This window comes from Citrobacter sp. EC_71, assembly GCF_019584005.1.
Taxonomy (GTDB): domain Bacteria; phylum Pseudomonadota; class Gammaproteobacteria; order Enterobacterales; family Enterobacteriaceae; genus Citrobacter; species Citrobacter werkmanii.
Genome location: NZ_VDAY01000007.1, coordinates 121,213 through 145,032, shown reverse-complemented (window position 1 = coordinate 145,032; position 23,820 = coordinate 121,213). Strand labels below are relative to the sequence as shown.

General features: G+C 50.9%; 24 protein-coding genes and 1 tRNA gene. 11 read left to right on the top strand and 14 right to left on the bottom strand.

Annotated features, from left to right (window positions below; genetic code table 11):
- The first annotated feature begins 224 nt into the window (after nt 1–224).
- A complete protein-coding gene (gene putA / locus FHD02_RS09775) occupies nt 225–4,187 on the top strand; it encodes a trifunctional transcriptional regulator/proline dehydrogenase/L-glutamate gamma-semialdehyde dehydrogenase (RefSeq protein WP_220393836.1) in 3,963 nt (1,320 codons plus the stop codon).
- A 58-nt stretch (nt 4,188–4,245) separates the two neighbouring features.
- The gene (locus tag FHD02_RS09770) at nt 4,246–4,641 is read left to right on the top strand and encodes a lysozyme inhibitor LprI family protein (RefSeq protein WP_220393835.1); all 396 of its coding nucleotides are present in this window, start codon (nt 4,246–4,248) and stop codon (nt 4,639–4,641) included.
- Here the strand turns inward: FHD02_RS09770 and rutR are convergent.
- The 3 genes from rutR to FHD02_RS09755 form a co-directional block, all read right to left on the bottom strand.
- Complete coding sequence (gene rutR, locus FHD02_RS09765; protein ID WP_042314113.1) at nt 4,638–5,276, bottom strand: HTH-type transcriptional regulator RutR; 639 nt, start codon at nt 5,274–5,276, stop codon at nt 4,638–4,640. The two genes, FHD02_RS09770 and rutR, sit on opposite strands and share 4 nt — an antisense overlap.
- Before the next feature lie 58 nt (nt 5,277–5,334).
- On the bottom strand, nt 5,335–6,249 hold the full coding sequence (locus FHD02_RS09760; protein WP_220393834.1) for a DMT family transporter: 915 nt from the start codon (nt 6,247–6,249) through the stop codon (nt 5,335–5,337).
- A gap of 165 nt (nt 6,250–6,414) precedes the next feature.
- Complete coding sequence (locus FHD02_RS09755; RefSeq protein WP_003036022.1) at nt 6,415–6,588, bottom strand: general stress protein; 174 nt, start codon at nt 6,586–6,588, stop codon at nt 6,415–6,417.
- A gap of 386 nt (nt 6,589–6,974) precedes the next feature.
- Here FHD02_RS09755 and wrbA point away from each other — a divergent pair, with 386 nt between their 5' ends.
- Complete coding sequence (wrbA, locus tag FHD02_RS09750) at nt 6,975–7,571, top strand: NAD(P)H:quinone oxidoreductase (RefSeq protein WP_003036019.1); 597 nt, start codon at nt 6,975–6,977, stop codon at nt 7,569–7,571.
- Between the two features lie 20 nt (nt 7,572–7,591).
- Nucleotides 7,592–7,819: a YccJ family protein gene (locus tag FHD02_RS09745; RefSeq protein WP_038639537.1), complete on the top strand. Its 228-nt coding sequence runs from the start codon at nt 7,592–7,594 to the stop codon at nt 7,817–7,819.
- Between the two features lie 38 nt (nt 7,820–7,857).
- Here FHD02_RS09745 and agp read toward each other — a convergent pair whose 3' ends face one another.
- The 7 genes from agp to FHD02_RS09710 form a co-directional block, all read right to left on the bottom strand.
- On the bottom strand, nt 7,858–9,099 hold the full coding sequence (agp, locus tag FHD02_RS09740) for a bifunctional glucose-1-phosphatase/inositol phosphatase (RefSeq protein WP_042314118.1): 1,242 nt from the start codon (nt 9,097–9,099) through the stop codon (nt 7,858–7,860).
- Nucleotides 9,100–9,186: 87 nt separating this feature from the next.
- On the bottom strand, nt 9,187–9,894 hold the full coding sequence (locus FHD02_RS09735; protein WP_220393833.1) for a helix-turn-helix transcriptional regulator: 708 nt from the start codon (nt 9,892–9,894) through the stop codon (nt 9,187–9,189).
- 68 nt (nt 9,895–9,962) lie between these two features.
- On the bottom strand, nt 9,963–10,718 hold the full coding sequence (locus FHD02_RS09730; RefSeq protein WP_137370502.1) for a sulfite exporter TauE/SafE family protein: 756 nt from the start codon (nt 10,716–10,718) through the stop codon (nt 9,963–9,965).
- A gap of 135 nt (nt 10,719–10,853) precedes the next feature.
- The gene (locus FHD02_RS09725; RefSeq protein WP_042314123.1) at nt 10,854–11,360 is read right to left on the bottom strand and encodes a protein disulfide oxidoreductase; all 507 of its coding nucleotides are present in this window, start codon (nt 11,358–11,360) and stop codon (nt 10,854–10,856) included.
- Nucleotides 11,350–11,973: a DsbA family protein gene (locus tag FHD02_RS09720; RefSeq protein WP_137361065.1), complete on the bottom strand. Its 624-nt coding sequence runs from the start codon at nt 11,971–11,973 to the stop codon at nt 11,350–11,352. The genes FHD02_RS09725 and FHD02_RS09720 overlap by 11 nt, the downstream gene beginning before the upstream one ends.
- Nucleotides 11,970–13,850 carry a protein-disulfide reductase DsbD domain-containing protein gene (locus FHD02_RS09715; protein ID WP_220393832.1) on the bottom strand — a complete coding sequence of 627 codons (1,881 nt, stop codon included), beginning with the start codon at nt 13,848–13,850 and terminating at the stop codon, nt 11,970–11,972. The genes FHD02_RS09720 and FHD02_RS09715 overlap by 4 nt, the downstream gene beginning before the upstream one ends.
- A 48-nt stretch (nt 13,851–13,898) precedes the next feature.
- A complete protein-coding gene (locus FHD02_RS09710) occupies nt 13,899–14,261 on the bottom strand; it encodes a copper resistance protein (RefSeq protein WP_137349317.1) in 363 nt (120 codons plus the stop codon).
- 419 nt (nt 14,262–14,680) lie between these two features.
- On the opposite strand from FHD02_RS09710, the gene dsbA reads away from it, so the two are divergent.
- The 4 genes from dsbA to FHD02_RS09690 all read left to right on the top strand — a co-directional run bounded on the left by dsbA (nt 14,681) and on the right by FHD02_RS09690 (nt 17,528).
- On the top strand, nt 14,681–15,304 hold the full coding sequence (dsbA, locus tag FHD02_RS09705) for a thiol:disulfide interchange protein DsbA (RefSeq protein ID WP_137361067.1): 624 nt from the start codon (nt 14,681–14,683) through the stop codon (nt 15,302–15,304).
- 203 nt (nt 15,305–15,507) lie between these two features.
- On the top strand, nt 15,508–16,428 hold the full coding sequence (gene cbpA, locus FHD02_RS09700) for a curved DNA-binding protein (protein ID WP_220393831.1): 921 nt from the start codon (nt 15,508–15,510) through the stop codon (nt 16,426–16,428).
- Nucleotides 16,428–16,721 carry a chaperone modulator CbpM gene (gene cbpM, locus FHD02_RS09695; protein WP_042314134.1) on the top strand — a complete coding sequence of 98 codons (294 nt, stop codon included), beginning with the start codon at nt 16,428–16,430 and terminating at the stop codon, nt 16,719–16,721. Before cbpA ends, cbpM begins: the two co-directional genes overlap by 1 nt.
- A gap of 120 nt (nt 16,722–16,841) precedes the next feature.
- Nucleotides 16,842–17,528 (top strand): Crp/Fnr family transcriptional regulator, encoded by a 687-nt coding sequence (locus FHD02_RS09690; protein WP_042314136.1) that lies wholly within the window; start codon nt 16,842–16,844, stop codon nt 17,526–17,528.
- A gap of 42 nt (nt 17,529–17,570) precedes the next feature.
- Here the strand turns inward: FHD02_RS09690 and FHD02_RS09685 are convergent, their stop codons facing one another.
- From FHD02_RS09685 to deoD, 3 genes are all read right to left on the bottom strand, one after another.
- Nucleotides 17,571–18,407 carry an outer membrane protein OmpK gene (locus FHD02_RS09685; RefSeq protein ID WP_042314138.1) on the bottom strand — a complete coding sequence of 279 codons (837 nt, stop codon included), beginning with the start codon at nt 18,405–18,407 and terminating at the stop codon, nt 17,571–17,573.
- A 95-nt stretch (nt 18,408–18,502) separates the two neighbouring features.
- A complete protein-coding gene (tsgA, locus tag FHD02_RS09680) occupies nt 18,503–19,657 on the bottom strand; it encodes an MFS transporter TsgA (protein WP_042314140.1) in 1,155 nt (384 codons plus the stop codon).
- A gap of 38 nt (nt 19,658–19,695) precedes the next feature.
- On the bottom strand, nt 19,696–20,403 hold the full coding sequence (deoD, locus tag FHD02_RS09675) for a purine-nucleoside phosphorylase (RefSeq protein ID WP_079224765.1): 708 nt from the start codon (nt 20,401–20,403) through the stop codon (nt 19,696–19,698).
- A gap of 271 nt (nt 20,404–20,674) precedes the next feature.
- Here deoD and FHD02_RS09670 point away from each other — a divergent pair, with 271 nt between their 5' ends.
- From FHD02_RS09670 to FHD02_RS09660, 3 genes are read left to right on the top strand one after another with little or no spacing between them, the layout of a single operon-like run.
- On the top strand, nt 20,675–21,037 hold the full coding sequence (locus tag FHD02_RS09670) for a GtrA family protein (RefSeq protein ID WP_137370499.1): 363 nt from the start codon (nt 20,675–20,677) through the stop codon (nt 21,035–21,037).
- A complete protein-coding gene (locus tag FHD02_RS09665; protein WP_079224767.1) occupies nt 21,034–21,957 on the top strand; it encodes a glycosyltransferase family 2 protein in 924 nt (307 codons plus the stop codon). The genes FHD02_RS09670 and FHD02_RS09665 overlap by 4 nt, the downstream gene beginning before the upstream one ends.
- Nucleotide 21,958: 1 nt before the next feature.
- Complete coding sequence (locus FHD02_RS09660; RefSeq protein ID WP_137361068.1) at nt 21,959–23,401, top strand: glucosyltransferase domain-containing protein; 1,443 nt, start codon at nt 21,959–21,961, stop codon at nt 23,399–23,401.
- Between the two features lie 245 nt (nt 23,402–23,646).
- Here the strand turns inward: FHD02_RS09660 and FHD02_RS09655 are convergent.
- Nucleotides 23,647–23,734, bottom strand: a tRNA-Ser gene (locus FHD02_RS09655).
- Nucleotides 23,735–23,820 lie beyond the last annotated feature (86 nt).

Here is a 23,820-nt window from a genome sequence, read left to right as displayed (position 1 = left end):
TCACATTTTTTTTGGTTGCACCTTTGAAAAGTGTTAACTACCGCAGAGAAAAAGATTCCATAATTTTTATTCTCCCTGTCACGAACCCCAACTTTATTAACATTTCATTCATTTTCAAGCTTGCAAACCACGTCACATTTAACACGGTTGCACAAAGTTGCAACATAGTGGATATTTCTCGGTAACTATCAGACCCGTATTTCAGTACAACAGGAGTAAACGGCATGGGAACCACCACGATGGGGGTTAAGCTGGATGACGCCACTCGCGAGCGTATTAAAACAGCCGCATCACGAATCGATCGCACACCGCATTGGCTGATCAAGCAAGCCATCTTTAATTATCTCGAAAGACTGGAAAATGACGATGCGCTTCCTGAACTGCCGGCCCTGCTGGCGGGCGCGGCGAATGAGGGTGAGGAGTCAACCACGCCGCAGAATGAAACGCATCAGCCTTTCCTGGAATTTGCCGAACAAATTCTGCCGCAGTCTGTTTCCCGTGCGGCAATCACCGCCGCGTACCGCCGCGCCGAAACCGACGCCGTGCCGATGCTGATGGAGCAGGCACGTCTGCCGCAACCCATCGCCGAGCAGGCGCATAAGCTGGCGTACGATCTGGCCGATAAACTGCGTAACCAGAAGACCGCCAGCGGTCGCGCCGGAATGGTACAAGGTTTATTGCAGGAGTTCTCCCTTTCTTCGCAGGAAGGCGTGGCGCTGATGTGTCTGGCGGAAGCCCTGCTGCGTATTCCCGATAAGGCAACCCGCGATGCGTTGATCCGCGACAAAATCAGCAACGGTAACTGGCAGTCGCACATTGGGCGTAGCCCGTCTCTGTTCGTTAACGCGGCGACCTGGGGACTGTTGTTTACCGGTCGTCTGGTTTCTACGCATAACGAAGCCAGCCTCTCCCGCTCGCTCAACCGTATTATCGGCAAGAGCGGCGAACCTTTAGTGCGTAAAGGCGTCGACATGGCGATGCGCTTGATGGGCGAACAGTTCGTCACCGGGGAAACCATCGCCGAAGCGCTGGCTAACGCACGTAAACTGGAAGAAAAAGGTTTCCGCTACTCCTACGACATGCTAGGCGAAGCGGCGCTAACCGCCGCCGATGCCCAGGCTTATCTGGTTTCTTACCAGCAGGCGATCCACGCCATTGGTAAAGCGTCTAACGGACGCGGCATTTATGAAGGGCCTGGCATTTCGATCAAGCTGTCGGCGCTGCACCCGCGCTATAGCCGCGCGCAATATGACCGCGTGATGGATGAACTCTATCCGCGCCTGAAATCGTTGACACTGCTGGCCCGTCAGTACGACATCGGTATTAATATCGACGCCGAAGAGGCTGACCGACTGGAGATCTCCCTCGATCTGTTGGAAAAACTGTGCTTCGAACCCGAACTGGCGGGCTGGAACGGTATCGGCTTTGTTATCCAGGCCTACCAGAAGCGCTGCCCATTTGTTATCGACTATCTGATCGATCTCGCCACCCGCAGTCGCCGCCGCCTGATGATCCGTCTGGTTAAGGGCGCATACTGGGATAGCGAAATCAAACGTGCGCAAATGGACGGTCTGGAAGGCTATCCGGTTTATACCCGTAAGGTGTATACCGACGTTTCCTATCTGGCCTGTGCGAAAAAACTGCTGGCCGTACCGAATCTGATCTACCCGCAGTTCGCCACCCATAACGCCCACACGCTGGCGGCGATTTATCAGTTAGCAGGGCAAAACTATTATCCTGGTCAGTATGAGTTCCAGTGCCTGCACGGCATGGGTGAACCCCTGTACGAGCAGGTTACAGGCAAAGTCGCGGATGGCAAACTGAACCGTCCATGCCGTATTTATGCGCCAGTAGGTACGCACGAAACCCTGCTGGCGTACCTGGTGCGTCGTCTGCTGGAAAACGGTGCCAACACCTCGTTCGTCAACCGCATTGCTGACAACACTTTGCCGCTGGACGAACTGGTTGCTGATCCGGTCGAAGCCGTGGAAAAACTGGCGCAACAGGAAGGCCAGACAGGTTTACCGCATCCGAAGATTCCCCTGCCGCGCGACCTGTACGGTAAAGGCCGGGAAAACTCAGGCGGACTGGATTTGGCTAACGAACATCGTCTGGCCTCGCTGTCCTCTGCCCTGCTCAATAGCGCGCTGCAAAAATGGCATGCCAAACCGATTCTCGAGCAGCCGGTTGCTGACGGTGAAATGACCCCGGTGGTTAACCCGGCCGAGCCAAAAGACATTGTCGGCTACGTGCGTGAAGCGACTCACAGCGAAGTGGAACAGGCATTACAAAACGCCGTCAATAATGCGCCAATCTGGTTTGCGACGCCGCCACAAGAGCGCGCCGCTATTTTGCATCGCGCCGCCGTTCTGATGGAAGGCCAGATGCAGCAATTGATTGGCATTCTGGTGCGCGAAGCGGGTAAAACCTTCAGCAACGCCATTGCAGAAGTGCGCGAAGCGGTAGATTTCCTGCACTATTATGCAGGCCAGGTGCGCGATGATTTCGATAATGAAACCCATCGTCCGTTAGGCCCGGTGGTGTGTATCAGCCCGTGGAACTTCCCGCTGGCCATTTTCAGCGGACAGATTGCTGCCGCGCTGGCCGCAGGCAACAGCGTACTGGCAAAACCAGCGGAACAAACCCCGCTGATTGCCGCCCAGGGTATCGCGATTTTACTCGAAGCGGGCGTACCGCCGGGCGTGGTACAACTGTTGCCGGGCCAGGGCGAAACCGTCGGAGCGCAGCTCACTTCCGATGAGCGCGTACGCGGCGTGATGTTTACTGGCTCAACGGAAGTCGCCACGCTGTTGCAACGCAATATTGCGACCCGCCTTGATGCTCAGGGCCGTCCAATTCCGCTTATCGCCGAAACCGGTGGTATGAACGCGATGATCGTCGACTCCTCCGCGCTGACGGAACAGGTTGTAGTGGACGTGCTGGCCTCTGCGTTTGACAGTGCCGGACAGCGCTGCTCCGCGCTGCGCGTCCTGTGTCTGCAGGATGATATTGCCGACCACACGCTGAAAATGCTGCGCGGGGCGATGGCGGAATGCCGCATGGGTAACCCGGGTCGCCTGACTACCGATATTGGGCCGGTTATCGATGAAGAAGCCAAAGCCAATATTGAGCGCCATATTCAGGCCATGCGCGCCAAAGGACGTCCGGTGTTCCAGGCCGTGCGCGAAAATAGCGACGATGCGCGGGAATGGCAAACCGGTACCTTTATCGCCCCGACGCTTATTGAGCTGGAAAGCTTCGATGAATTACAAAAAGAGGTGTTCGGTCCGGTACTGCACGTCGTGCGTTACACCCGTAACAATCTCGGTAGCCTGATTGAACAAATTAATGCCTCCGGCTACGGCCTGACGCTGGGCGTCCACACCCGTATCGATGAAACCATCGCTCAGGTCACGGGATCTGCACATGTGGGGAACCTGTACGTTAACCGTAATATGGTTGGCGCCGTCGTCGGGGTGCAGCCATTCGGTGGCGAAGGCTTGTCAGGAACCGGACCAAAAGCAGGTGGACCGCTGTACCTGTACCGCCTGCTGGCTAACCGTCCGGAGAATGCGCTGGGCATTACACTTGCCCGTCAGGATGCAGACTATCCGGTCGATGCGCAGCTTAAAGCGGCACTCGTTCAACCGTTGGAAGCGCTCACCGAATGGGCCGCCGATCGCCCGTCGCTGCGTGCGCTTTGCCAGCAGTTTGGCGAACTGGCGCAGGCCGGAACGCAACGTCTGCTGCCAGGGCCAACCGGCGAGCGCAATACCTGGACGCTGTTACCGCGCGAGCGCGTACTGTGTATCGCTGATGACGAGCAGGATGCGCTGGTACAGGTTGCCGCCGTGACTTCGGTGGGAAGCTTGATCCTGTGGCCGGATGATGCGTTCCATCGCGAGCTGGCTAAACGTCTGCCTGGCGCGGTCTCCGGACGCATCCAATTTGCCAAAGCGGATAGCATCACCACGCAACCGTTCGATGCCGTTATTTTCCATGGCGATTCCGATCAGCTTCGCGCGTTGTGTGAAGCGGTGGCGGCCCGTGAAGGTGCGATTGTGTCGGTTCAGGGATTTGCCCGCGGCGAAAGCAATATTCTGCTTGAGAGGCTGTATATTGAACGTTCCCTGAGCGTCAATACTGCCGCTGCCGGAGGGAACGCCAGCCTGATGACAATCGGCTAAGGTTGTGCTTAATTAAGGCTCCGGTAACGGGGCCTTTTTTATAAAGCCAGAGGGAAACATGAAAAGAATTTTACTGACATGTGCAGCGCTGCTGCTGAGCGGACAGGCGCTGGCAGATGACTGCGCCAACGCGAATAATCAAGCTGAAATGAACACCTGTGCGGCAGAGCAGCTTAAAGCAGCCGACGCCAAACTTAATGAAACGTATCAAAATGCGCTGAAGCGCGCCGCCCCAACCCAGCGCGATTTACTGAAAAAAGCGCAAACTTCGTGGATAACCCTGCGCGATGCAGACTGTGCGTTAATCAGTTCTGGTACCGAAGGCGGTAGCGCCCAGGCGATGATTTCCAGCCAGTGTTTAACGGATAAGACCAACGAGCGCGAAGCGTTTCTCGCCTCGCTTTTACAGTGTGAAGAAGGCGATTTAAGCTGTCCGCTACCGCCAGCCAGCTAACGCACGCGGATCCCTTCGATAATCATCCGCTGTACGCTCTCAACGGTCTGGTTAAAAAAGGCTTCATCACGCAGCGTTGCGCCCGTTACCGCCTCTACCTGTGGGGCAAAGTCTGCATAATGTTGTGTTGAAGCCCAAATCATGAAAATCAGATGGTGCGGATCGACAGGAGCTAGTTTCCCACTGCTTACCCATCCGGCAATCAACGCCGATTTATCATCAATCAGCGTTTTAAGATCACCCGTTAATTCAGCCATCAACAATGGCGCGCCCGCCAGCATCTCCATGCAGAATAACCGGGAAGCCTGCGGGTAATCGCGCGACACTTCCAGCTTAAGGCGAATGTATTCTTTAATGGCCACCAGCGGCGCAAAGTCTTCGCGAAACGCCTTCAGCGGTGCCAGCCAGATATCAAGAATTTGCCGTAAAACGGCAATATAAAGCACCTCTTTTGACGGGTAATAATAGAGCAGATTAGTTTTTGACACCCCCGCCTGCTCTGCCACCTGTTCCAGACGCGTACCGTGGATCCCATATTGGGAGAAGATATTTAATGCCGCGGTTAAAATAGCCTGACGTTTAGCATTGACGGCCTGCGAGCGTTTACCGTTTTTTTTCTCTGCGCGTTGGACCATGCGCCCTCTCCTTCTTGTGAGGGCGTCAGCATACCAAATCACACGGTGAATGGTTAAATTAAAGCGATTCAGGAGGCGCCGTCTGCGGCTGCGATTTTTTCTTCTTGAACTTCAGTTCGCTGACCAGCACGCCAACAATAATGAATGCTGCGCCTAACAAAGCCAGTAGCGGTAGGCGTTCACCCGCCAGACGACCAAAGATCCCCGCCCACACCGGCTCTCCGGTATAGATGACCGTCGCCCGCGTCGGCGAAACGCTGCGCTGCGCCCAGTTCATGGTGACCTGAATAATCGCGCTAAAAATGCCTAATCCCAGCGCGACAACCAGCAATCCTGTCGACATCGGCGGTACAGACTCGCCTGCCGGGGCCATGGCAATAAACGCCACCACAGAAGCGGTTGCCAGTTGCACCACCGTTACCCGACGCACATCTACTTTTCCCGCCCATGCGCTAATCAGAATAATTTCTGCCGCAATTGCCACCGCGCCCGCAAGCGTGATCCACTCACCTTCACCCAGCGCCAGTAAATTTCCCCCCGGCCCGGCAAGAAAAATCAACCCGATAAAGGCCAGTACAATCCCGACACACGGCATTAAACCTGGCATACGCCCCAGACACAGCCATTGCAACAGCGGCACCAGCGGTACATACATCGCGGTAATAAACGCCGATTTACTGCTGGGAATAAACTGCAAGCCCCAGGTTTGCAGACTGTAACCCAGCGCTATCGCAATGCCGATCGCCACGCCGGCATTAACCTCCAGCCAGGTCAGCTTATGCAACGTTCGCCACGACAGAAGCGCCACGGCCAGCGCAGCAGTCGCAAAACGCACACCGACAAAGAAAAAGGGCCCGCTCAGAGTAACGGCATATTGCACCGCCAAAAACGTTCCACCCCAGAACATGGTGATCACAATGAGGATCGCCTCCTGAGGTTTAACAGAAAAGGAATAACGAGAAAGTAAAGACATGAGACACCCGATTAACAGAATGTCATTAGTCTGCGTTGCGTTTTGTTACAGTTCAACCTTGCAGACAAAAAAAACCGCCGGAAGATCCCGGCGGCGGTGGCTTCGTGGCGGCTAATAAGATGAAACACGAGACCGTCACGACATAACTATCAGGCAATACAGTAATTACGATTTATTATTGCCATGGCTATTTTTGCCCCCTTTCTTGCCTGCTTCTGAAGCGCGTTGCGGGTCATTCTTGAAGTTGCCCCCGCTGTGCTGGCCACCTTTTCGACCTGCTTCTGATGCTCTTTCGCGGTCTTCCGCAAAGTTACCGGAACCGCCTCGATGGTTTGCCATTACTGACCTCCGTCATTGATTAGACATCATATTGCATAGGTACTGAGGAGTGATACCTCAACGCAGCGTCTGGGCGATGCCCTTGTTTTCGCTACGTGGAATTAAGCTTAGTGAAGACCGGCCTGTTGACCAGCAAACTGTAATATCCTGCAACAGGATCCGCCGCATAACCAAAATAATAACATCAAGAAATCAATAAGCCTTTCTTATGACTACCGAATTTCTCCCGGTTAAATATGTATCATTTTGCAACAAAAGAGGATGTTATAAAAATTGTTATAAATCAAAGAAGTGTTTGTGAAATTTGCACTCCTGACAGTACGTCATATCTTTATAGGTAGGTAGCGAATCGCTACGAACACGGTTAACTCGAGGAGTAGTGTAAAATGGCAAAAGTTCTGGTGCTTTATTATTCCATGTACGGACACATTGAAACTATGGCCCATGCAGTTGCAGAAGGCGCGAATAAGGTAGACGGCGCGGAAGTCATCATTAAGCGTGTACCAGAAACCATGCAGCCTGAGATTTTCCTCAAGGCGGGCGGTAAAACACAAAATGCACCAGTCGCCACCCCGCAAGAACTGGCTGATTACGACGCCATCATTTTTGGTACCCCGACACGCTTTGGCAATATGTCCGGCCAGATGCGTACCTTCCTTGATCAGACTGGCGGGCTGTGGGCTTCCGGCGCGCTGTACGGCAAACTCGCCAGCGTATTCAGCTCAACGGGGACCGGCGGCGGTCAGGAACAAACCATTACCTCAACCTGGACGACGCTTGCCCACCATGGGATGGTGATTGTGCCTATCGGCTACGCAGCGCAAGAGCTGTTTGATGTCTCACAGGTTCGCGGCGGTACGCCTTACGGCGCAACCACTATCGCCGGAGGCGACGGCTCCCGTCAGCCAAGTCAGGAAGAGTTGTCTATCGCCCGCTATCAGGGTGAATATGTCGCAGGTCTGGCAGTAAAACTCAACGGCTAATCTTCAACAGGAGGATTCGAATGCCAACTCAAGAAGCGAAAGCCCATCACGTCGGTGAATGGGCAAGTCTGCGCAATACATCGCCGGAAATAGCCGAAGCCATTTTTGAAGTCGCGCATTATGACGAGAAACTGGCGGAAAAAATTTGGGAAGAAGGTAGCGATGAGGTGCTCATCAAAGCCTTTGAGAAAACAGACAAAGATTCGCTCTTTTGGGGTGAACAGACTATCGAACGCAAAAACGTCTAGCGCTCTGACTCCCCCGCTCGCACGGGGGAGTTTTTCTTTTACTTCGCCGCCTCATTCAACACGCTATCGAACTTATCGATCGGGCAAAAGCCGTTCGCATCTATCGGACACCCTTTCAGCTCCAGGGTCACGCGCTGCGCCGGGGATTTCAGCGTCAGGACATCCGCATTACGCAGTTGCTGCGAGCTTTGATAGACGTATTCGATTTTCATCAGATCACGATTCGCCTTGCTGTCATGCCAGCGCTGGAAGACAATCTTCCCGCCGATCGGCGTACGCTCGTTCTGATCGTGAAGCTGGTACGGTTTGAAATCCAGCGCGGTGAGCAGCGAAGCAATGTTTGAGTCATGCCCCACCAGCACGGTTATTTTCGGCGCTTTCGCGCGTTCGGTAACCAGCGCATTATCAATATATTTCACCAGCGGTTTGGCGACGTTCTGCGCAACTTCCGGCGAGGTGAACAGGCTGTCCTGATAGCCATTTTTCAGCTTCGACAGCACCTTCCACTGTTGATCGGACTTAATTTCCCCCCAGGCGACCTGGTCCATCGGGAAACCTTCGTAATATTGCAGCGTAAAAGCATCGACCAGCGAGTTCCCCACCTTTAATGGTCCTGACACCCCCGGCTCCTGCTGGTATTTGGCGCTGAACGTATCTTTGGCGTCGGTCAGGGAACACTGCTGTTTTTCTTTGCAGGACGGCGAGTCTTTGTAGTCGGTCATTTGCTCAAGCAATTGATAGCTGTCGCTGAGCTGCATTTTGCTGCGCTCTTTTTCCATCGCCTGGACGGCCTGCTGGCTGAAGGCGGCAGAATCATCGGTGATCACCGGGTTAAAAGTGGGATCCATGGTACCCATTTTTTCCTGATGATGAACTGGAACGTCACACCCCGGGAATGCGCCAGTGACAAAGAACTGCGCCGTAGCAACCGTACGCTGCAGGCTATTCGCATAGGTATAGACCGTGTCCGGAGCCGGACATTCGCCCGTTTTCACCATCCCTTGCTCTGCCAGCCACTCACGCATGTAGTGACCCATATAGACTTCCAGCACGCCGCCTTTGGTGGTGAGTTGCCCGCCAGGAACATCCCATTCCGGCCATTGTTTAGGCGTGGACTGCTCAAGAACGCTGCCGTTATTGGCTAAAGGTGCACGTAAGTTATGCCGACTCATCATCAATACTTGCTGAAGCTGATAGCCTTCCGGCGCGGTCTGCGCGTACGCGGCGCCTGACACTAATACAGCCCCTGCCACGGCTGCGGCGATTAACGATTTATTCATCCCTACGACCTCTTGTTGTTATCAATCACAACAGAGTGTGACAGAAACAGGACATTTTTCCGGGAACGCTTTCGCAAAACAGGGCATCTACCGTGTTGTTTTAATACCGAACTCGCTATTGAGTTTGCGGATCCCTGGTGGAGTAAAGGTGACATGGCGACTACCGGTCTGCGTTTTAATCCACTTTTGTTCGGTAAACCAACGTAGCAGCGTTGCGCCAAGCACGCCGCCAGGATGGTAACGTCGCTCACTCCAGTCCAGACAACCGCAGGCTAATTTTCGCCGTGACGAGCCGGTAAAGAGGACGATCCCCATTTCCGTCAGCTTTTCCTGCCCGAGTTCAGTTAGCGTTTCACCATCCGGCGTTAACCACTGGCGGGAAACGAACGTATCAAACAGTCTCACCGCCACTTCTCCGGCGAGATGGTCGTAGCAGGTGCGGGCATGCCGCAAACTCAGGGGCGTGGTGATTTTTCGAGGGGTAGATGTCGCCCACGCCCCCCCCATCAGTCGTTCCAGCAGCTCAGCAATCTCTGCGCCTGCGAGGCGAAAATAACGATGCCTTCCCTGAGCGAGCGCCACCACAAAATATTGCTCGCACAAACGCGCCAGATGCGCGCTGGCGGTTGAAGCGGATACATCCGCGACAGCGCTGAGTTCGGTCGCGGTCCAGGCGCGGCCATCCATCAGCGCGCACAGCATACGCGAGCGCGATTTATCGGCCATGACTGCTGCAGTGAGCGCCATGCGCGACTCCAGTTCGCCCTCTTCTTCCTTTAACATCACCGATGCCATAGTGACCTCGTTGGCCCTGAATATCTGAATTAACGATGCCATGAAAGCGCGCTAAAGTCACCGAAGGGTCACACCGCACGTAACATCATCTCCACACCCAGTCCGAGCAGACACAACAGAAAACAGCGTTTAAACACCAGCGGTGAAATAACCCGACGTACGTGGGTTCCCATCCACTGACCAATCAGCGCGGGAACAATGGCCAACGCCGATAAGCTCAGCGACTGTGCAGGCAGCGCGTTGTGCCACCACAGTCCAAGCGCCAGTGCCAGCGTTGAAAATGTGAAAGAGATCCCCAGCGCCTGCACCAGTTCATCTTTCTCAAAACCCAGAGATTGGATCCAGGGCACCGCAGGCATCACAAATACGCCGGTTCCGCCGGTCAGCAAGCCGGTAACGAATCCAATAACGAGGGAGTACGGTTTTTCACGGTGCGCGGCCACCGCGATCTTCTTACCCGCCAACGTCCAGATGGCGTAAGCCACCAGCGCTACGCCGAGCGCAAACTGGGTGCGGGCCGTGTCGCCGCCGGTAATCCAGGCACTGGCAAGCAGGGTCGCTACCACCACCATCAACAGCATTGGCCACAGCCGTTTGAGTAATCTGCGCGTATTACCACCGCCGCCAAACTGGAATAAATTACTTATAAGTGAGGGTAATAGCAGCATTGCCGCTGCGGCAACCGGCGAAATAAGCGATCCGAGGATCCCCATCGCCACGGTGGGTAACCCCATACCGGTGACGCCTTTCACCATGCCTGCGAGGACAAATGTCGCGGCAATCATCATTACCAGAGAAGGTCCAAACGCTACAGAACTCGTCATGTTGCATTTTCCTGCAAAGAGAAGGTGACCTATTCTGAACACCAATCACCCTGCTTGCTTCGCCAGACAACGAAATATGTCCTCCCGTTTTAGCGACGACAGCATAAAAAATGCCGGGTTTCCCCGGCACGATTATCAGAACGTTTTCGCCCACCACAGCCGAAGCTTCATGCCCCAGTAGCTGGTCCAGCCGCTGGTTGTAGACATCACCCGGCCTTGCGACATCACCACCAGCGTGGGCGTGACGCTGACTGCCCAACTGTGGGAAATGGCCCCGTTTGCATCATTGATGACCGGAAAGTCCACGCCTTTTCGCGACAGCCAGCGGGATACCTCGGCTTCATTACCGGAGCGTAGCGCAATGGTCATCACGTTTTCCCCTTCCGAACGTAGCCTGGCGACTTCCGGCGTCGTGAAGCGACACACGCCGCACCAGCTTGCCCAGAAATAGAGCAATACCGGCTCGTTTTGACTCAGCGCCGCCAGCGTGACGGTTTCACCATCCAGCGTTTGTAAAGGCGTACTGTCAAACGAGGCGGGGAGCTGTGGCGCACGCCAGGCATCCATCAGCAGCATCACACCGGCTAACAACGCCAGTAAGATCACCCCTTCGCGCAGCCAGCGGCGCAGCTTACTGACCATTGGCTGCCGCCAGTTTTTCTTTTACGACTTCCTCAAGCGTTTCCCACGGTACCGCGCCGGGAATGAGTTCATCGCCAATAATCGTTGCAGGAGTACCTTGCACCCCGACCAGTCGCGCCAGTTGCAGATTCGTACTCAGCGTTTCAGCACTTTGCGCGTCCAGCGTCACCGGAGTGGCGCCCGCTTTTTCCTGGGCCTGCTTGATACTCACGTCAGTATGATAGCTCTTCTTCTGCATCAGCTTTTCATGCAGCGCCAGAAACTGCTGCGGATACTGATGCCAGGTGGTCAGCACGGTCCGCGCCGCCAGTTCCGAACTTTCCCCTTTAAATGGCAGGGGTTTAATGACCACCGCCACATCAGGATATTTCTGCACAATTTTCTCCAGCATCGGATCGAGCTGTTTACAGTATGGACAGTTGTAATCGGTAAAGTTTATCAGCGTCAGTTTCGCCTGCTTTGCACCAATACGTGGACTGCTGGGATCGTTAAACAGGGCTTCCTGGATAAGCGCTTCGATTTGCTTTTCCTGTTCCGGGGTAAATGGCGCAGGCTCTTTCGCCACGCTGACGGCGGAAAACAAGGTTAACAGCAGAACAATCATCATCTTCATGGGGTGACTCCTTTGGCATCATTCAACGTTTGCAGTACCGCATCGCGGGTTAACAACGTTGGCAACGCCTGACCTTCCGGCAGACCGGGGCCATAAATTTGGTTATACGGCACAGCAACCTGGCCGCGTTTTTTCAGAAATTCGGTGATGGCTTCAGAAGGGAGCGTCCAGTCGCCGCGCAGCGCCACCACATCCGGCTGTTGCAACGCGGTCTGGACGTCATCTTTATGCAAGACGTTGTATTTATTTACCTTACAGGTAATGCACCAGTCTGCCGTGACGTCAATAAATACACGTTTGTGTTGCGCCAACGCCTCTTCAATTGCCTGCTCGCTAAGCGGCTGCCAGTTGACGCTCTCTTTAGCGTTACTTTGCCCTGCCAGCCCTAAATGCGGGAGCAGCAATGTCGCAAGCCAGATAGCCGAACCCAGCATCATCACGCCGAGAAGACGCCGCAGGATATTCATCCAGCGCCCCGGCCGCGGCAGGCGCAGCGCCAGACCGGGACGCAGGGCCACCAGCAGCCACGGCAGGCTCATCCCCAAACCCAGCGCGATAAACAGCCCCCACAGCGTCGGTAATGAGGCCGTCAGCGCCACCGCCACCGCCGTTCCCAGAAACGGGGCACTGCACGGCGTGGCGAGCAGGGTCGCAAATGCGCCTTGCCAGAAATGCCCCGACAGACCGTTGCCGCCGTGAGTCGCCAGCGTGGTGGTCATCACCGAAGGCAAGCGGAATTCAAACCACCCGAACAGGCTGGCGCTAAACGTCAGCATCACCAACACCATAACGCCAATGAACCACGGATTCTGGAACTGGATCCCCCAGCCAAGCGCCTGATTGGTTAACCGCAGTACCGTCATCAATAGCGCCAGAGCCATAAAGGAGACCAGTATTCCGGCTACCGATGCGAGGAACTGACGACGAATCTGGCGGCGGCTTTTTTCCTCGACCAGTAAAATCGAACCCAGCTTCATGCCCAGCACCGGTAACACGCAGGGCATCAGGTTGAGAATCAACCCGCCCAATAGCGCCATTAGCGCCACCTGCCACAGCGGGAGTGAGGCGTTATCACTGGCTGGCGCTTCACCAATAGCAAGACGGCTTTCCTGTGCCACGCCGTTATCAGCCAGCACCAGCGTGACCGACTTACCGCGCAGATCCGGCGCGCCTTCCCCCCAGCCATCATGTACAGGTACCGTGGCGCGTAGCGTTTCCCCGTCAACCTGGATTTGCGGCATACCAAAATCCGCATCATCTACGGCATCCAGATACAGCCCAGGCGCAGTCCAGCCTGCGGCGCGCTGCGCCTCAACGACCAGCTCTCCGGCACGCGCTCCGGCATGAAGAGAATCAGTCAGGCCACTGGCGAGCGGGATCTGCCCCATCGCCTGAGCGTAGTCATGCGCAAAAGTCGGATCCTCGGCGGTGGGCGTTACGGAAAAAGGGAAATCCGTCAACAGGCAAACGTTGCTACAGGTGGATAGCGTCAACACGCCGCTAAGCGTGGCAGGCGATCTGCCGCGCACCATCATCGGGAACGTCACCCGATCGTGATACCCCTGGGTGGTGATATTGGCGACCTCAAAACGCGCAGGGGTTGGCCAGAACCAGTCAACCGTGGGCATTTCGCCCTTCCAGGCGATAGACGGCGCGACGCCCCCCTCCCCCGGCGAACGCCAGTAGGTTTTCCAGCCATCTTCCAGTTTAACATCCAGCAGCAGACGGGTTTCACCAGCGACTGACGTATCGGCGCGTAATCGCACACTGGCGTGATCGTTATCGGGTGAACGTAGCCAGCCGGGTTCAGCCGCCCAGGATACGGGCAGCCAGAGTAATAACAGACAGAGCAGCGCCTGCCTGAAAACAGTCATCATAGTTTTTCTCCGTGAATAATTATCTAACAGTCAGCAACGGCTGTTCTGTCATTCACGGAAGACGCAAAATCGGAGATGTACCCTAAGAGTGGGCGGCGAGATGGCTCGCGGTGGGAAAAAAGGTAAACGAAACGCCCGCACAGGTGCCAGCAGCGACAGCAGCAGACACAGCGCCAGAATAATGCCCTCAAACAGTACCGGTGGCGCAGCCAGTAACGACTTCGCACTCAGTTCACATGGCGTAACCGGGGTAGCCTCATCAGGTTGCGCTTGTTCGCTTGTGACAACGTTTGGAGCAACGGTGTTCATCTGCAACGCATGCAGGCCCGCCATGCGCTGCGCGGTGCAAACCATCACCACAACACATGCCAGACAGAGGAACCACCATCCCAGCCGTTGACGTTTCGCCATTCTACCCTCACTGATTGATGCGGGTTATCTTAACCACTCGCCAGGTTTTAGCAACCTTTGCGCTGTAAAGTTATGTCCTGCTATTTGAAGGTTATACACGCCTTCGCGCAATAAATACGCTATACGTGAAATGATTACCAATCATATTTTCAGCATTATTTATTACAGTATAACATTGCGAATTAAATAACTCTTAAAAGGTTACGCCAGTTATTATTCATGCCTTACGAAAGATTCCGCATAATATTTCACGCTGGTTTAAAAAAGACACTTCTAACGCACTGCCATGTATTGATGCGTAAATGAAAGTAAGGGTCAGCACATTTTCAATGTGAGTATCGTATTATAGCGAAACGCAATGGACACCCGTTCATTTCAAGAACAACTTGTTTAATAAATGTTATTTAGAGTATATGGAAATGAAAAAATATTTATTACCCCTGATTGGATTACTTTTCACAGTTAGCGCTCAGGCAGCAACATTTACCGACGGTAAACAATTTATCTCACTTGAGAAACCTGTCGCTACAGCACCGGCGGCGCTGAAGTTTTTCTCGTTTTACTGCCCTTCATGCTATCAATACGATGAAGTGTTTAAAGTGACTGATAACGTGAAAAAAGTTCTGCCTGCTGATGTCAAACTCACCGAGTATCACGTCGACTTTTTAGGCCCTTTGGGGCAAGACATGACGCATGCCTGGTCCGTCGCCATTCTCCTGAACGTGCAGGACAAAGTGAAACCATTGTTGTTTGATGCCGTGCAGAAAAAACAAACGATTAAGACAGCAGACGATATTCGTAACGTATTTATCAACGCCGGTGTTAGCGCCAGCGATTATGATGCCGCGTGGAATAGCTTTGCTGTGAAATCGCTCACCGCTAAACAACAGGAAATGGCTAAAGCTGTAGATTTAAAAGGTGTGCCTGCCATTTTTATTAACGGTAAATATATGATCAATCCGAAGGGGCTAAAATCAGATGACCTTAATTCTTTCGTACAGAACTATGCAGATACGGTCCGCTTCCTGATCACCAAATCCTGATATTTCGCTAACCCGACTATTCGCACCACACAACAGACGCCACAAGCTTGTAAAGCGCTGTTGGTGGTGCGACTCCATTGTTTATAACGATATCCTTTCTTCCCGGTTGGCATTCGCCGTTATCAGGATTACCCTAAACTTAGCGGTGACACCTTTTGTCAGGGTTCACCTTCTGCAAGTGTTGATTTACACGAGAGAACGCTATGGAATTAAAGGATTATTACGCCATTATGGGCGTGAAACCGACAGACGATCTCAAGACAATCAAGACCGCCTATCGTCGACTCGCCCGTAAATACCATCCTGATGTCAGCAAAGAGCCTGACGCAGAAGCCCGGTTCAAAGAGGTCGCTGAAGCCTGGGAAGTACTGAGTGATGAACAGCGACGCGCCGAGTACGACCAGTTGTGGCAGCACCGCAACGATCCCCAGTTCAACCGTCAATTCCAGCAAGGAGAGAATCAAAACTATAGCGCCGAAGATTTCGACGATATTTTCTCCTCCATTTTCGGTCAGCATGCTCACCACATGCGACAGCGCCATGCCAGCCGCGGACACGATATTGAAATTGAAGTTGCCGTATTCCTCGAAGAAACGCTCACTGAGCATAGCCGCACTATCAGTTACAACCTGCCGGTTTACAATGCCTTCGGTATGGTTGAACGGGAAATTCCCAAAACGCTGAACGTTAAAATCCCGGCAGGCGTGGGCAACGGTCAGCGTATCCGTTTGAAAGGCCAGGGTACCCCTGGTGAAAACGGAGGACCGAACGGTGATTTGTGGTTGGTGATTCATATCGCACCGCACCCACTGTTTGATATCGTCAATCAGGATCTGGAAGTTGTCGTTCCCGTAGCACCGTGGGAAGCCGCTTTGGGCGCGAAAGTGACCGTACCTACGCTGAAAGAAAGCATCCTGTTAACCATCCCTGCGGGCAGTCAGGCCGGGCAGCGGTTACGCATTAAGGGCAAAGGTCTGGTGAGTAAAAAACATACCGGCGATTTGTACGCGGTGATCAAAATCGTGATGCCGCCGAAACCTGACGACGCCAGCGCCGCTCTGTGGCAACAGCTGGCAGATGCACAAAAGACCTTTGATCCGCGCAAAGAGTGGGGGAAAGCATAATGGCTAATGTCACCGTCACCTTTACCATTACCGAATTTTGCCTGTACACCGGTGTATCAGAAGAGGAACTGCATGAGATTGTCGGCTTAGGGGTGATTGAACCCCATGAAGACGAGACCTTTGACGATCATGCCCTGACCGTAATGCGACGCGCAATGCGTCTGCGCCAGGAGCTGGAGCTTGACTGGCCGGGAATCGCCGTTGCGCTGACGTTGTTAGAAGAGAACGCGCAGTTGCGTCAGGAAAACCGCGTGTTGCGCCAGCGCCTGTCTCGCTTTATCAGCCATCCGTAGTACGTTGGGGTCAGCATCGCGCTGGCCCTTTTATGATCCAGTGTCCGCGCTTAATGACATTGCTCAGCGAATGGCATACAGTCAGAATAAGAAATATCTCAAACCATAAGACGTTAGGCCATGCAGCTTAAACCCCTCACTAAAGGTCGTTTTCACAATATCTGGCAGCAGGATGATGCCTTAATCGAGAAAATATTCCAGGAGTTGCTCTCTGAAACTCAGATTATCCTGGAAGATGAATATCTCTATCGCCAGGGACAAATTGTTGATCGACTGATTATGGTGCAGTCGGGCAGAATTTCTTTGCGCTACAGCGCTGAGAATGGGCGTCGTTTTCAACTGGGCGCAATGGAATGTGATGAACAACTGTTTGGAGAAATGGAATTTTTTACCGGTTACCGCTGCCAACTGGATATTGTAGCCGAAGAGCCGCTGACCGTAGCAGTGTGCAGCTGTGAACGCCTGGAAGAGGCGCTGAACCAACACCCCAGACTGGCGATATTTTTCGCCAGCGCGATGGCCGTTGACTATCAGGATATGTTAGAAATTTTCCTGCACCGGATGCTCTACCCAATCGTACACAACGTAGCGTACGACCTGTATCGCCAGCATCAGAACAAACAACCGATGGATGGTTTTCATAAAAAATATCAGGAAGCGGAGCGATTCGGCACGACCGACAGGGTATATCGACGGGCGGTAAAAGCGTTGACGGATGCCGGGCTGGTAACGCGTACGAAACAAGGTCTGGAAATTAAGGATCTGGAAGGTTTACGCCAATTTCTCGGTAACGACATCATTGACTGACACACCAACCATTCTGAGTGTTGGTGTGCCGTCGGGTCGCTATCAGAACTTATAGGTGAGGTTGAAGTAGTGACCAAGACCGGTGGTGCGCCCTGCTCCACCGTGATTTTCCATCAATGCCATATTGCGGAAATACTTCAATCCATAACCTACCGCATAGTGTTCTGAATGCCAGTAAATTCCGTTATACCATTCAATCGCGTTATTGCTATACAGCGGCTGGTTAGCAATCTTGTTAGCGGCAAACTGATAGTCAAAGTATCCCTGATAGTTGAGATAGCTGCCGTTAGCGAAGGTATAGAACGGCGTCGACCAGTTGGTCGAGAACATGTAGCCATCCCACTTACCTTCGTTATCCGCGCCATAGTTTTCACGAACATAGTGGGCATAGATGTTCATTCCCACCATACCAAACCATGGGACCTTAACATCCGTACCTAAACCGACATAATGTTCAAACAATTCCCGATCGCCGATGTTATTCACCGTCGCGATATAAAATTCGTTAAATGGGCCAACGGATAAATCTTTATTGAAAATAGCATCCAGGGAAAACCGCGGAGATATCTTGGCGAAGAAGTTATCACCACCGTGACGATCGTCCTGCTTGCTGTCTAAAATATCGAAGAAATCGACATAACCATACAAATCGATAATTCCGGAACGTGCACCGAACTCCAGTTCCAGATAGGTGTCATTACGAATACCATACGGTACTTTCGCATCCACGCTTTGCATTAAATTCAATTGCATCCAGTTAAAATCATTCTTACGAATATTGCCATCAGTATAATCAGCCGCAAGTGCTTGCGTACAGCTGATAGCAATTACAGTGCCCAGAACTGTTTTTTTAAGCATTGATATTTTTTTCTTCAGCATTTTCAATTCCTTTGAGTAAGGTTGTGTGTCGCCCCACCCGATAAAGGGTGTGGCGGCTGGCTATCTAATTAAGGAGGTAAGCGTTATTACTGTATTTATTTACGTTTGAGTTTGAGTGTCCCCATCAGCATGACGAAGATAATTAAATACAACACCGGTATTGCATACATTATTTTCTGCAATCCCATCGTTTTTTCCATCAGAGCACTGATCGCAGGACTAAACATAGCCCCGGCGCTACCACTAATTAAAATATAAGAAACGTTCTGACTACTCGCACGCTTAACAAACGAAACGCCATAAGCAATAAAGGAGTTATACAACGCCGCACAGACAAACCCATAACTGTAAGCGAGATAATCAAGCCCAGAGATCTGTTCTTTCGTAACGATAATGGTAGTAATCACACACGCCAGAAGAATAATACTGAGCAGGAAATAATGGATCTTCACCCGGGAAACAATCACGGTAGATACTAACGCCCCGACCAGCGCAGCCCCCCAGTATTGGGTAATAATATTCCCGGCCTCTTCAAATGGGATACCAAACTTGTTCTTCACAAATAACGGTGCCCAGGTGAGGAAGGTATACAGCGCCAGCATACCTAAAAACAGACCTATACCGCCGCTGATAATCCCAGGATTCCACTCTGATTTCACTGCATCTGTGCGATCCGCCGCAGGAGCCGTTTCACAGGCATTGAAGCGGGTTAGTATCACAACTCCCAGCGTGAGTAAGGCCACTATGCCAACGCTAAGGTAGCTATAACTCCACGACATATTATGCGTCAGGGCAAAGGTAGTGATCAGCGGAAAAACCACGCCCGCAACGTTAAAGGTGGCATCTTGCACCACCAGCATCGTGCTCTGTATGCGATCCTGCCAAACCGAAACCACGATTGTTCCCGCCACGCACAGACCAATACCGCCGCAGAATCCCACTAAGGTCATGGCGACCATCACCGGCCATAAGCCGGGGCTTAAGTGCATTGCCAGCGCGCAGAGGAACACTATCGAATAGATAATCAGCGTCATACGCTTCACACCGATTTTTTCTATCAGGAAAAAGGCGGCGATGGTCCCAGCCAGTGCTCCGCCATTGAGTAACGAAAATATTGAGGCGACAGTATTTACATCGGCACTGTAGCGTACTGCAATCGGTTCAATCAGCATGCCGAATTGGCTGGCAAACCCTGCCATAATAAAATTTGCCAGAAAACTAATCAGCGTAAGTGCTATTTTATTCTTCATATAATGCCATCTCTGATTGGTTCAATTAAAAGACGGGGCTAAGCCGTAACGGCCGTATTTAGCGCCAGCTCTATCATATTTTTAAAGGTTAACTGTCGTTCCTCTGCCGTCGTTTCTTCTCCTGTCAGGCAATGATCGGATACGGTTAAAATAGCCAGTGCTTCAATACTAAACTGATGCGCTAGTGCATACAGTCCAGCTACTTCCATATCCACCCCCAGCACACCGAATTTTTCCAGTGCCGGAATTAAATTTTCGTCAGGGTCGTAATAAAGGTCGCCACTGAAGACGTTACCGACCTTAATATCGATTCCGGCCTTTTGTGCCAACGTCCACGCCTGCTGTAATAATGGAAAATGCGCAGACGTCGCCATTGCGTAGCCCGCGCTACGTTTTAAATTAGTAACGGAATCCGTTCCGGCAGCGACGGCAAGGATAATATCGCGCATTTTGACATGGTGTTGGGTTGCCCCCAGGCTACCGACGCGAATAATTCTCTGCACGCCAAAATCATGTACCAGCTCATGGGCATAAAGCGTCATTGAAGGAATGCCCATGCCGTGTCCCATTACCGAAACAGGTTGTCCAAAATAAAGACCGGTATAGCCCAACATATTGCGCACATTGGTAACTTCGCGGTAATCCATTAAATAGTTTTCGGCAATAAACTTCGCGCGTAGAGGATCGCCCGGCATAATTACAGTTGGCGCAAAATCACCCGGTTTAGCATTAATATGTGCAGTCATAACAATTCCTGAATTATGGGTATTGAAGATATGCAGGGATTGTAACCAGACGTTTGCAGGGGATTGAGGACAAAAGTCCTGCTCAGAGGATCGGCCTCTCATTTCTGAGAGTTAGTGTTGCAGTCTTGTGGCTCAGCGGAAAACCGCGCCCCCGGCACAGTCGCTCGGAGGTATCGCAAAACAAGCCTCTGCGAAAGGTCAAAGTCGAGGTGTCGATCTCGTTTTGCATCAATGTTAAACTCGCACACTTTCTATTAGACCTTTCTTAATTATGATAAAGCTACTTTCACGCTACATTTCCGTAGGGATTGTAAACACGGCATTACATTGGACGGTGTTCGGCATCATGGTCTACATCATGAAAAATGACCAGGCCGTGAGCAACGTGGTGGCGTTTTTGATAGCTGTGACATTTTCATTTTTTGCCAACGCAAAATTTACATTTAGTGCAAAAGCCACCAGCCGGGGGTATGTGCTATTTGTTGGATTTATGGGGCTACTGAGCTTTATCTCTGGTCAGGTATCCGATCACTACAACATTTCCCCTCTCATAACGTTGATAGAGTTCTCCTCTATCAGCTTGGTATGTGGCTTCTTATACTCAAGGTTCATTGTTTTTAGGGATCCGAAATGAAAATTTCTCTGATTGTTCCGGTGTTCAATGAAGAAGATACAATACCTATTTTCTACAACACGGTGCGTAGGCATGAAGAACTAAAAAAATATGATGTCGAAATTGTGTTTATCAACGACGGTAGCAAAGACGCTACAGAATCAATCATTAATGCTCTCGCCGTATCTGATAAGCTCGTCGTCCCCATTTCATTTACACGCAATTTTGGAAAAGAACCAGCAATTTTTGCAGGCCTTGAGCGTTCCTCTGGTGAGGCAGTTATTCCTATCGATGTTGACCTACAGGATCCAATCGACATAATTCCATTGATGGTCGAAAAGTGGCTTGCGGGTGCAGATATTGTGCTGGCAAAGCGTGCAGACCGCTCAACGGATGGAAAACTGAAGCGCAAAACCGCTGAATGGTTCTATAAATTACACAATAAAATAAGCGATCCGAAGATCGAAGAAAACGTTGGTGACTTTAGACTTATGTCCCGCGATGTAGTTGATAACATCAAACTCATGCCGGAACGTAATCTCTTTATGAAAGGTGTGCTTAGCTGGGTAGGTGGTAGTACTGATGTTGTTGAGTACACACGAGCAGGACGCATTGCGGGTAAATCAAAATTTAATGGCTGGAAATTGTGGAATCTTGCTCTGGAGGGTATTACCAGTTTTTCAACGTTCCCATTGCGAATATGGACCTACATTGGTTTTTTTGTAGCCGCTGTATCCTTCTTGTTCGGTGCATGGATGATTATAGACAAGATTTTTTGGGGAAATCCGGTTGCGGGATATCCATCTATCATTGTCTCAATCCTTTTCCTTGGTGGGATTCAGTTAATTGGTATCGGTGTGCTTGGTGAGTACATAGGTAGAATCTACATCGAAACCAAACAACGACCGCGCTATATAGTTAAAAAACAAGATGGGATTTAACATGTTCTCTAGATACGATAAAAAAGCATTGTTTATTTACTCAGGATTAGCCCTGTTGTTTATTTATCCCTTAATCCAGGCGGGCATATATTACAGGGATGATTTAGACAGATCCATAACAGGAGTTTACGGCTGGCGTGGTCTGGGTCGCCCTTTTGCAGATATTTTAGCAAGATTTTTTTCTGCCAGCGGACACTATAACCTGGACCTATTTCCTTATACAATGCTCGCATCATGTATTTTCTTAGGCGCATCTGCGCTTGCGCTCAGTAAGCACCTGATTAGATCAGACATTCCGAACGCAAATATGGTGGCAGCACTTTTAATATTCAATCCATTCATTTTGCAGAATATTGCGTACAGGTATGATAGTCTCGGCATGTCGATAGCCTTTTTCCTTGCGGTGATTGCATATACCTATAAAAATAAAAATCTGACGATAGAAATTGCGACAAAATTAATCGTTGGCGTATTATCTTTAACCTTATATCAACCATGTGCCAATATTTTTATTGGCTTGCTTGCAATTGATATGATCATCATCGCAACAAAAAATAATATAAAATTTCAGGAGTCAATAACTTTCTTATTCAAAAGAACGATTTTATTCGTATCGTTTTTTCTTATCTACATGCTTTTCTTCTCGCCAAAAAATAACTCTCGAGCAGAATTGATACATTTAGATCAAGGGGGGTTAGAGCATCTGGCCAAAACATTAATTGCCCTAAAAAAAATGGTTCTTTCTTATCTATACCACCCAGTTTATATTTACTTCGCAATCCCAATACTAATAAATTGCGTGTTTATGCTCATTGCTTACCGTACTAATATAAAGCAAATAGCATCATTTATTTTGTATGGAGCCATCTCCTTTTTAATATTCATTATTTCACTTATGGGGCCAACATTATTACTTCAGGACGCACCAGTCCTTCCCCGTACTTTAGTCTCGTTTTCAGTTATACTGGTTATAATTGCTATACCGGTTATGCGTTTCGCTCCTCGTTTTAAATACGCGGCACTGATTCCAGTCATTGCCTCGCTTGCTTTTAGTGCTCAACTAAGCAACGCTATGAAGTCACAACAACAATATGAAGATTTTGTTTTTAGCATGATTGCGCAGGACATTGCCACTCATAAAGACATCACATCCATTGGTACTGTAGGTCAATTGAATAAAAATGAAAGAGCAAAATTATTAATAGATAATAAACCACTTATAGGCTATTTCGTTTATCCGGCCACCCAATTCTTAGCATCCTTTCAATTAGTTAATAAAGGATTACCTCAAACCAGGCATGGTTATACTGATGTGGATGAAAGCAAAAACCAACTTGCTAACATGATTAATAAAGGAATTCAACCCGTATCATCTAATGAATATTATTCATTATTCATCGAGAACAACGCGGCTATAATCTATTTAGGTAAATTTAACAATTAATTATTAACAGCCCTCACACTTAATGTTGAGGGCTTTATTTTTGAAGAGTCAGAACCAATTATATCCAGCGAAAAAGAAGTTACCTATAGCCCGCCCGGGTTGAAGTGGGGAGTATGATGGTTGCTCGATTATGCCTTCACTTACCAATTTTAGGCAACGTAACACCACCAACTCTTACAGTGACAGGTTTCGAATTTTCCCTATAAGCAAAAAGGGGTTACCTTTCGGTAACCCCTTTTCATGTTTGGCGGAAGCGTAGAGATTCGAACTCTAGAACCCTTTCGGGTCGCCGGTTTTCAAGACCGGTGCCTTCAACCGCTCGGCCACGCTTCCAATGAGGCGCACTATAAACATCCCGAACGGACCTGTAAAGTACCAATGTGTTCGTTTGCCTGAAAAACAGCCAAAATAGTGTTAAT

Excerpts from the sequence above, each read along its gene's own strand:
- FHD02_RS09730 (WP_137370502.1), bottom strand. The coding sequence starts at position 10,718 with ATGACGAGTTCTGTAGCGTTTGGACCTTCTCTGGTAATGATGATTGCC.
- dsbA (WP_137361067.1), top strand. The coding sequence starts at position 14,681 with ATGAAAAAATATTTATTACCCCTGATTGGATTACTTTTCACAGTTAGC.
- FHD02_RS09710 (WP_137349317.1), bottom strand. The coding sequence starts at position 14,261 with ATGGCGAAACGTCAACGGCTGGGATGGTGGTTCCTCTGTCTGGCATGT.
- FHD02_RS09725 (WP_042314123.1), bottom strand. The coding sequence starts at position 11,360 with ATGGTCAGTAAGCTGCGCCGCTGGCTGCGCGAAGGGGTGATCTTACTG.
- tsgA (WP_042314140.1), bottom strand. The coding sequence starts at position 19,657 with ATGAAGAATAAAATAGCACTTACGCTGATTAGTTTTCTGGCAAATTTT.
- putA (WP_220393836.1), top strand. The coding sequence starts at position 225 with ATGGGAACCACCACGATGGGGGTTAAGCTGGATGACGCCACTCGCGAG.
- FHD02_RS09745 (WP_038639537.1), top strand. The coding sequence starts at position 7,592 with ATGCCAACTCAAGAAGCGAAAGCCCATCACGTCGGTGAATGGGCAAGT.
- FHD02_RS09685 (WP_042314138.1), bottom strand. The coding sequence starts at position 18,407 with ATGCTGAAGAAAAAAATATCAATGCTTAAAAAAACAGTTCTGGGCACT.
- FHD02_RS09755 (WP_003036022.1), bottom strand. The coding sequence starts at position 6,588 with ATGGCAAACCATCGAGGCGGTTCCGGTAACTTTGCGGAAGACCGCGAA.
- FHD02_RS09660 (WP_137361068.1), top strand. The coding sequence starts at position 21,959 with ATGTTCTCTAGATACGATAAAAAAGCATTGTTTATTTACTCAGGATTA.
- FHD02_RS09670 (WP_137370499.1), top strand. The coding sequence starts at position 20,675 with ATGATAAAGCTACTTTCACGCTACATTTCCGTAGGGATTGTAAACACG.
- FHD02_RS09715 (WP_220393832.1), bottom strand. The coding sequence starts at position 13,850 with ATGATGACTGTTTTCAGGCAGGCGCTGCTCTGTCTGTTATTACTCTGG.
- cbpA (WP_220393831.1), top strand. The coding sequence starts at position 15,508 with ATGGAATTAAAGGATTATTACGCCATTATGGGCGTGAAACCGACAGAC.
- agp (WP_042314118.1), bottom strand. The coding sequence starts at position 9,099 with ATGAATAAATCGTTAATCGCCGCAGCCGTGGCAGGGGCTGTATTAGTG.
- rutR (WP_042314113.1), bottom strand. The coding sequence starts at position 5,276 with ATGGTCCAACGCGCAGAGAAAAAAAACGGTAAACGCTCGCAGGCCGTC.
- cbpM (WP_042314134.1), top strand. The coding sequence starts at position 16,428 with ATGGCTAATGTCACCGTCACCTTTACCATTACCGAATTTTGCCTGTAC.
- deoD (WP_079224765.1), bottom strand. The coding sequence starts at position 20,403 with ATGACTGCACATATTAATGCTAAACCGGGTGATTTTGCGCCAACTGTA.
- FHD02_RS09690 (WP_042314136.1), top strand. The coding sequence starts at position 16,842 with ATGCAGCTTAAACCCCTCACTAAAGGTCGTTTTCACAATATCTGGCAG.
- FHD02_RS09665 (WP_079224767.1), top strand. The coding sequence starts at position 21,034 with ATGAAAATTTCTCTGATTGTTCCGGTGTTCAATGAAGAAGATACAATA.
- FHD02_RS09720 (WP_137361065.1), bottom strand. The coding sequence starts at position 11,973 with ATGAAGATGATGATTGTTCTGCTGTTAACCTTGTTTTCCGCCGTCAGC.
- wrbA (WP_003036019.1), top strand. The coding sequence starts at position 6,975 with ATGGCAAAAGTTCTGGTGCTTTATTATTCCATGTACGGACACATTGAA.
- FHD02_RS09770 (WP_220393835.1), top strand. The coding sequence starts at position 4,246 with ATGAAAAGAATTTTACTGACATGTGCAGCGCTGCTGCTGAGCGGACAG.
- FHD02_RS09760 (WP_220393834.1), bottom strand. The coding sequence starts at position 6,249 with ATGTCTTTACTTTCTCGTTATTCCTTTTCTGTTAAACCTCAGGAGGCG.
- FHD02_RS09735 (WP_220393833.1), bottom strand. The coding sequence starts at position 9,894 with ATGGCATCGGTGATGTTAAAGGAAGAAGAGGGCGAACTGGAGTCGCGC.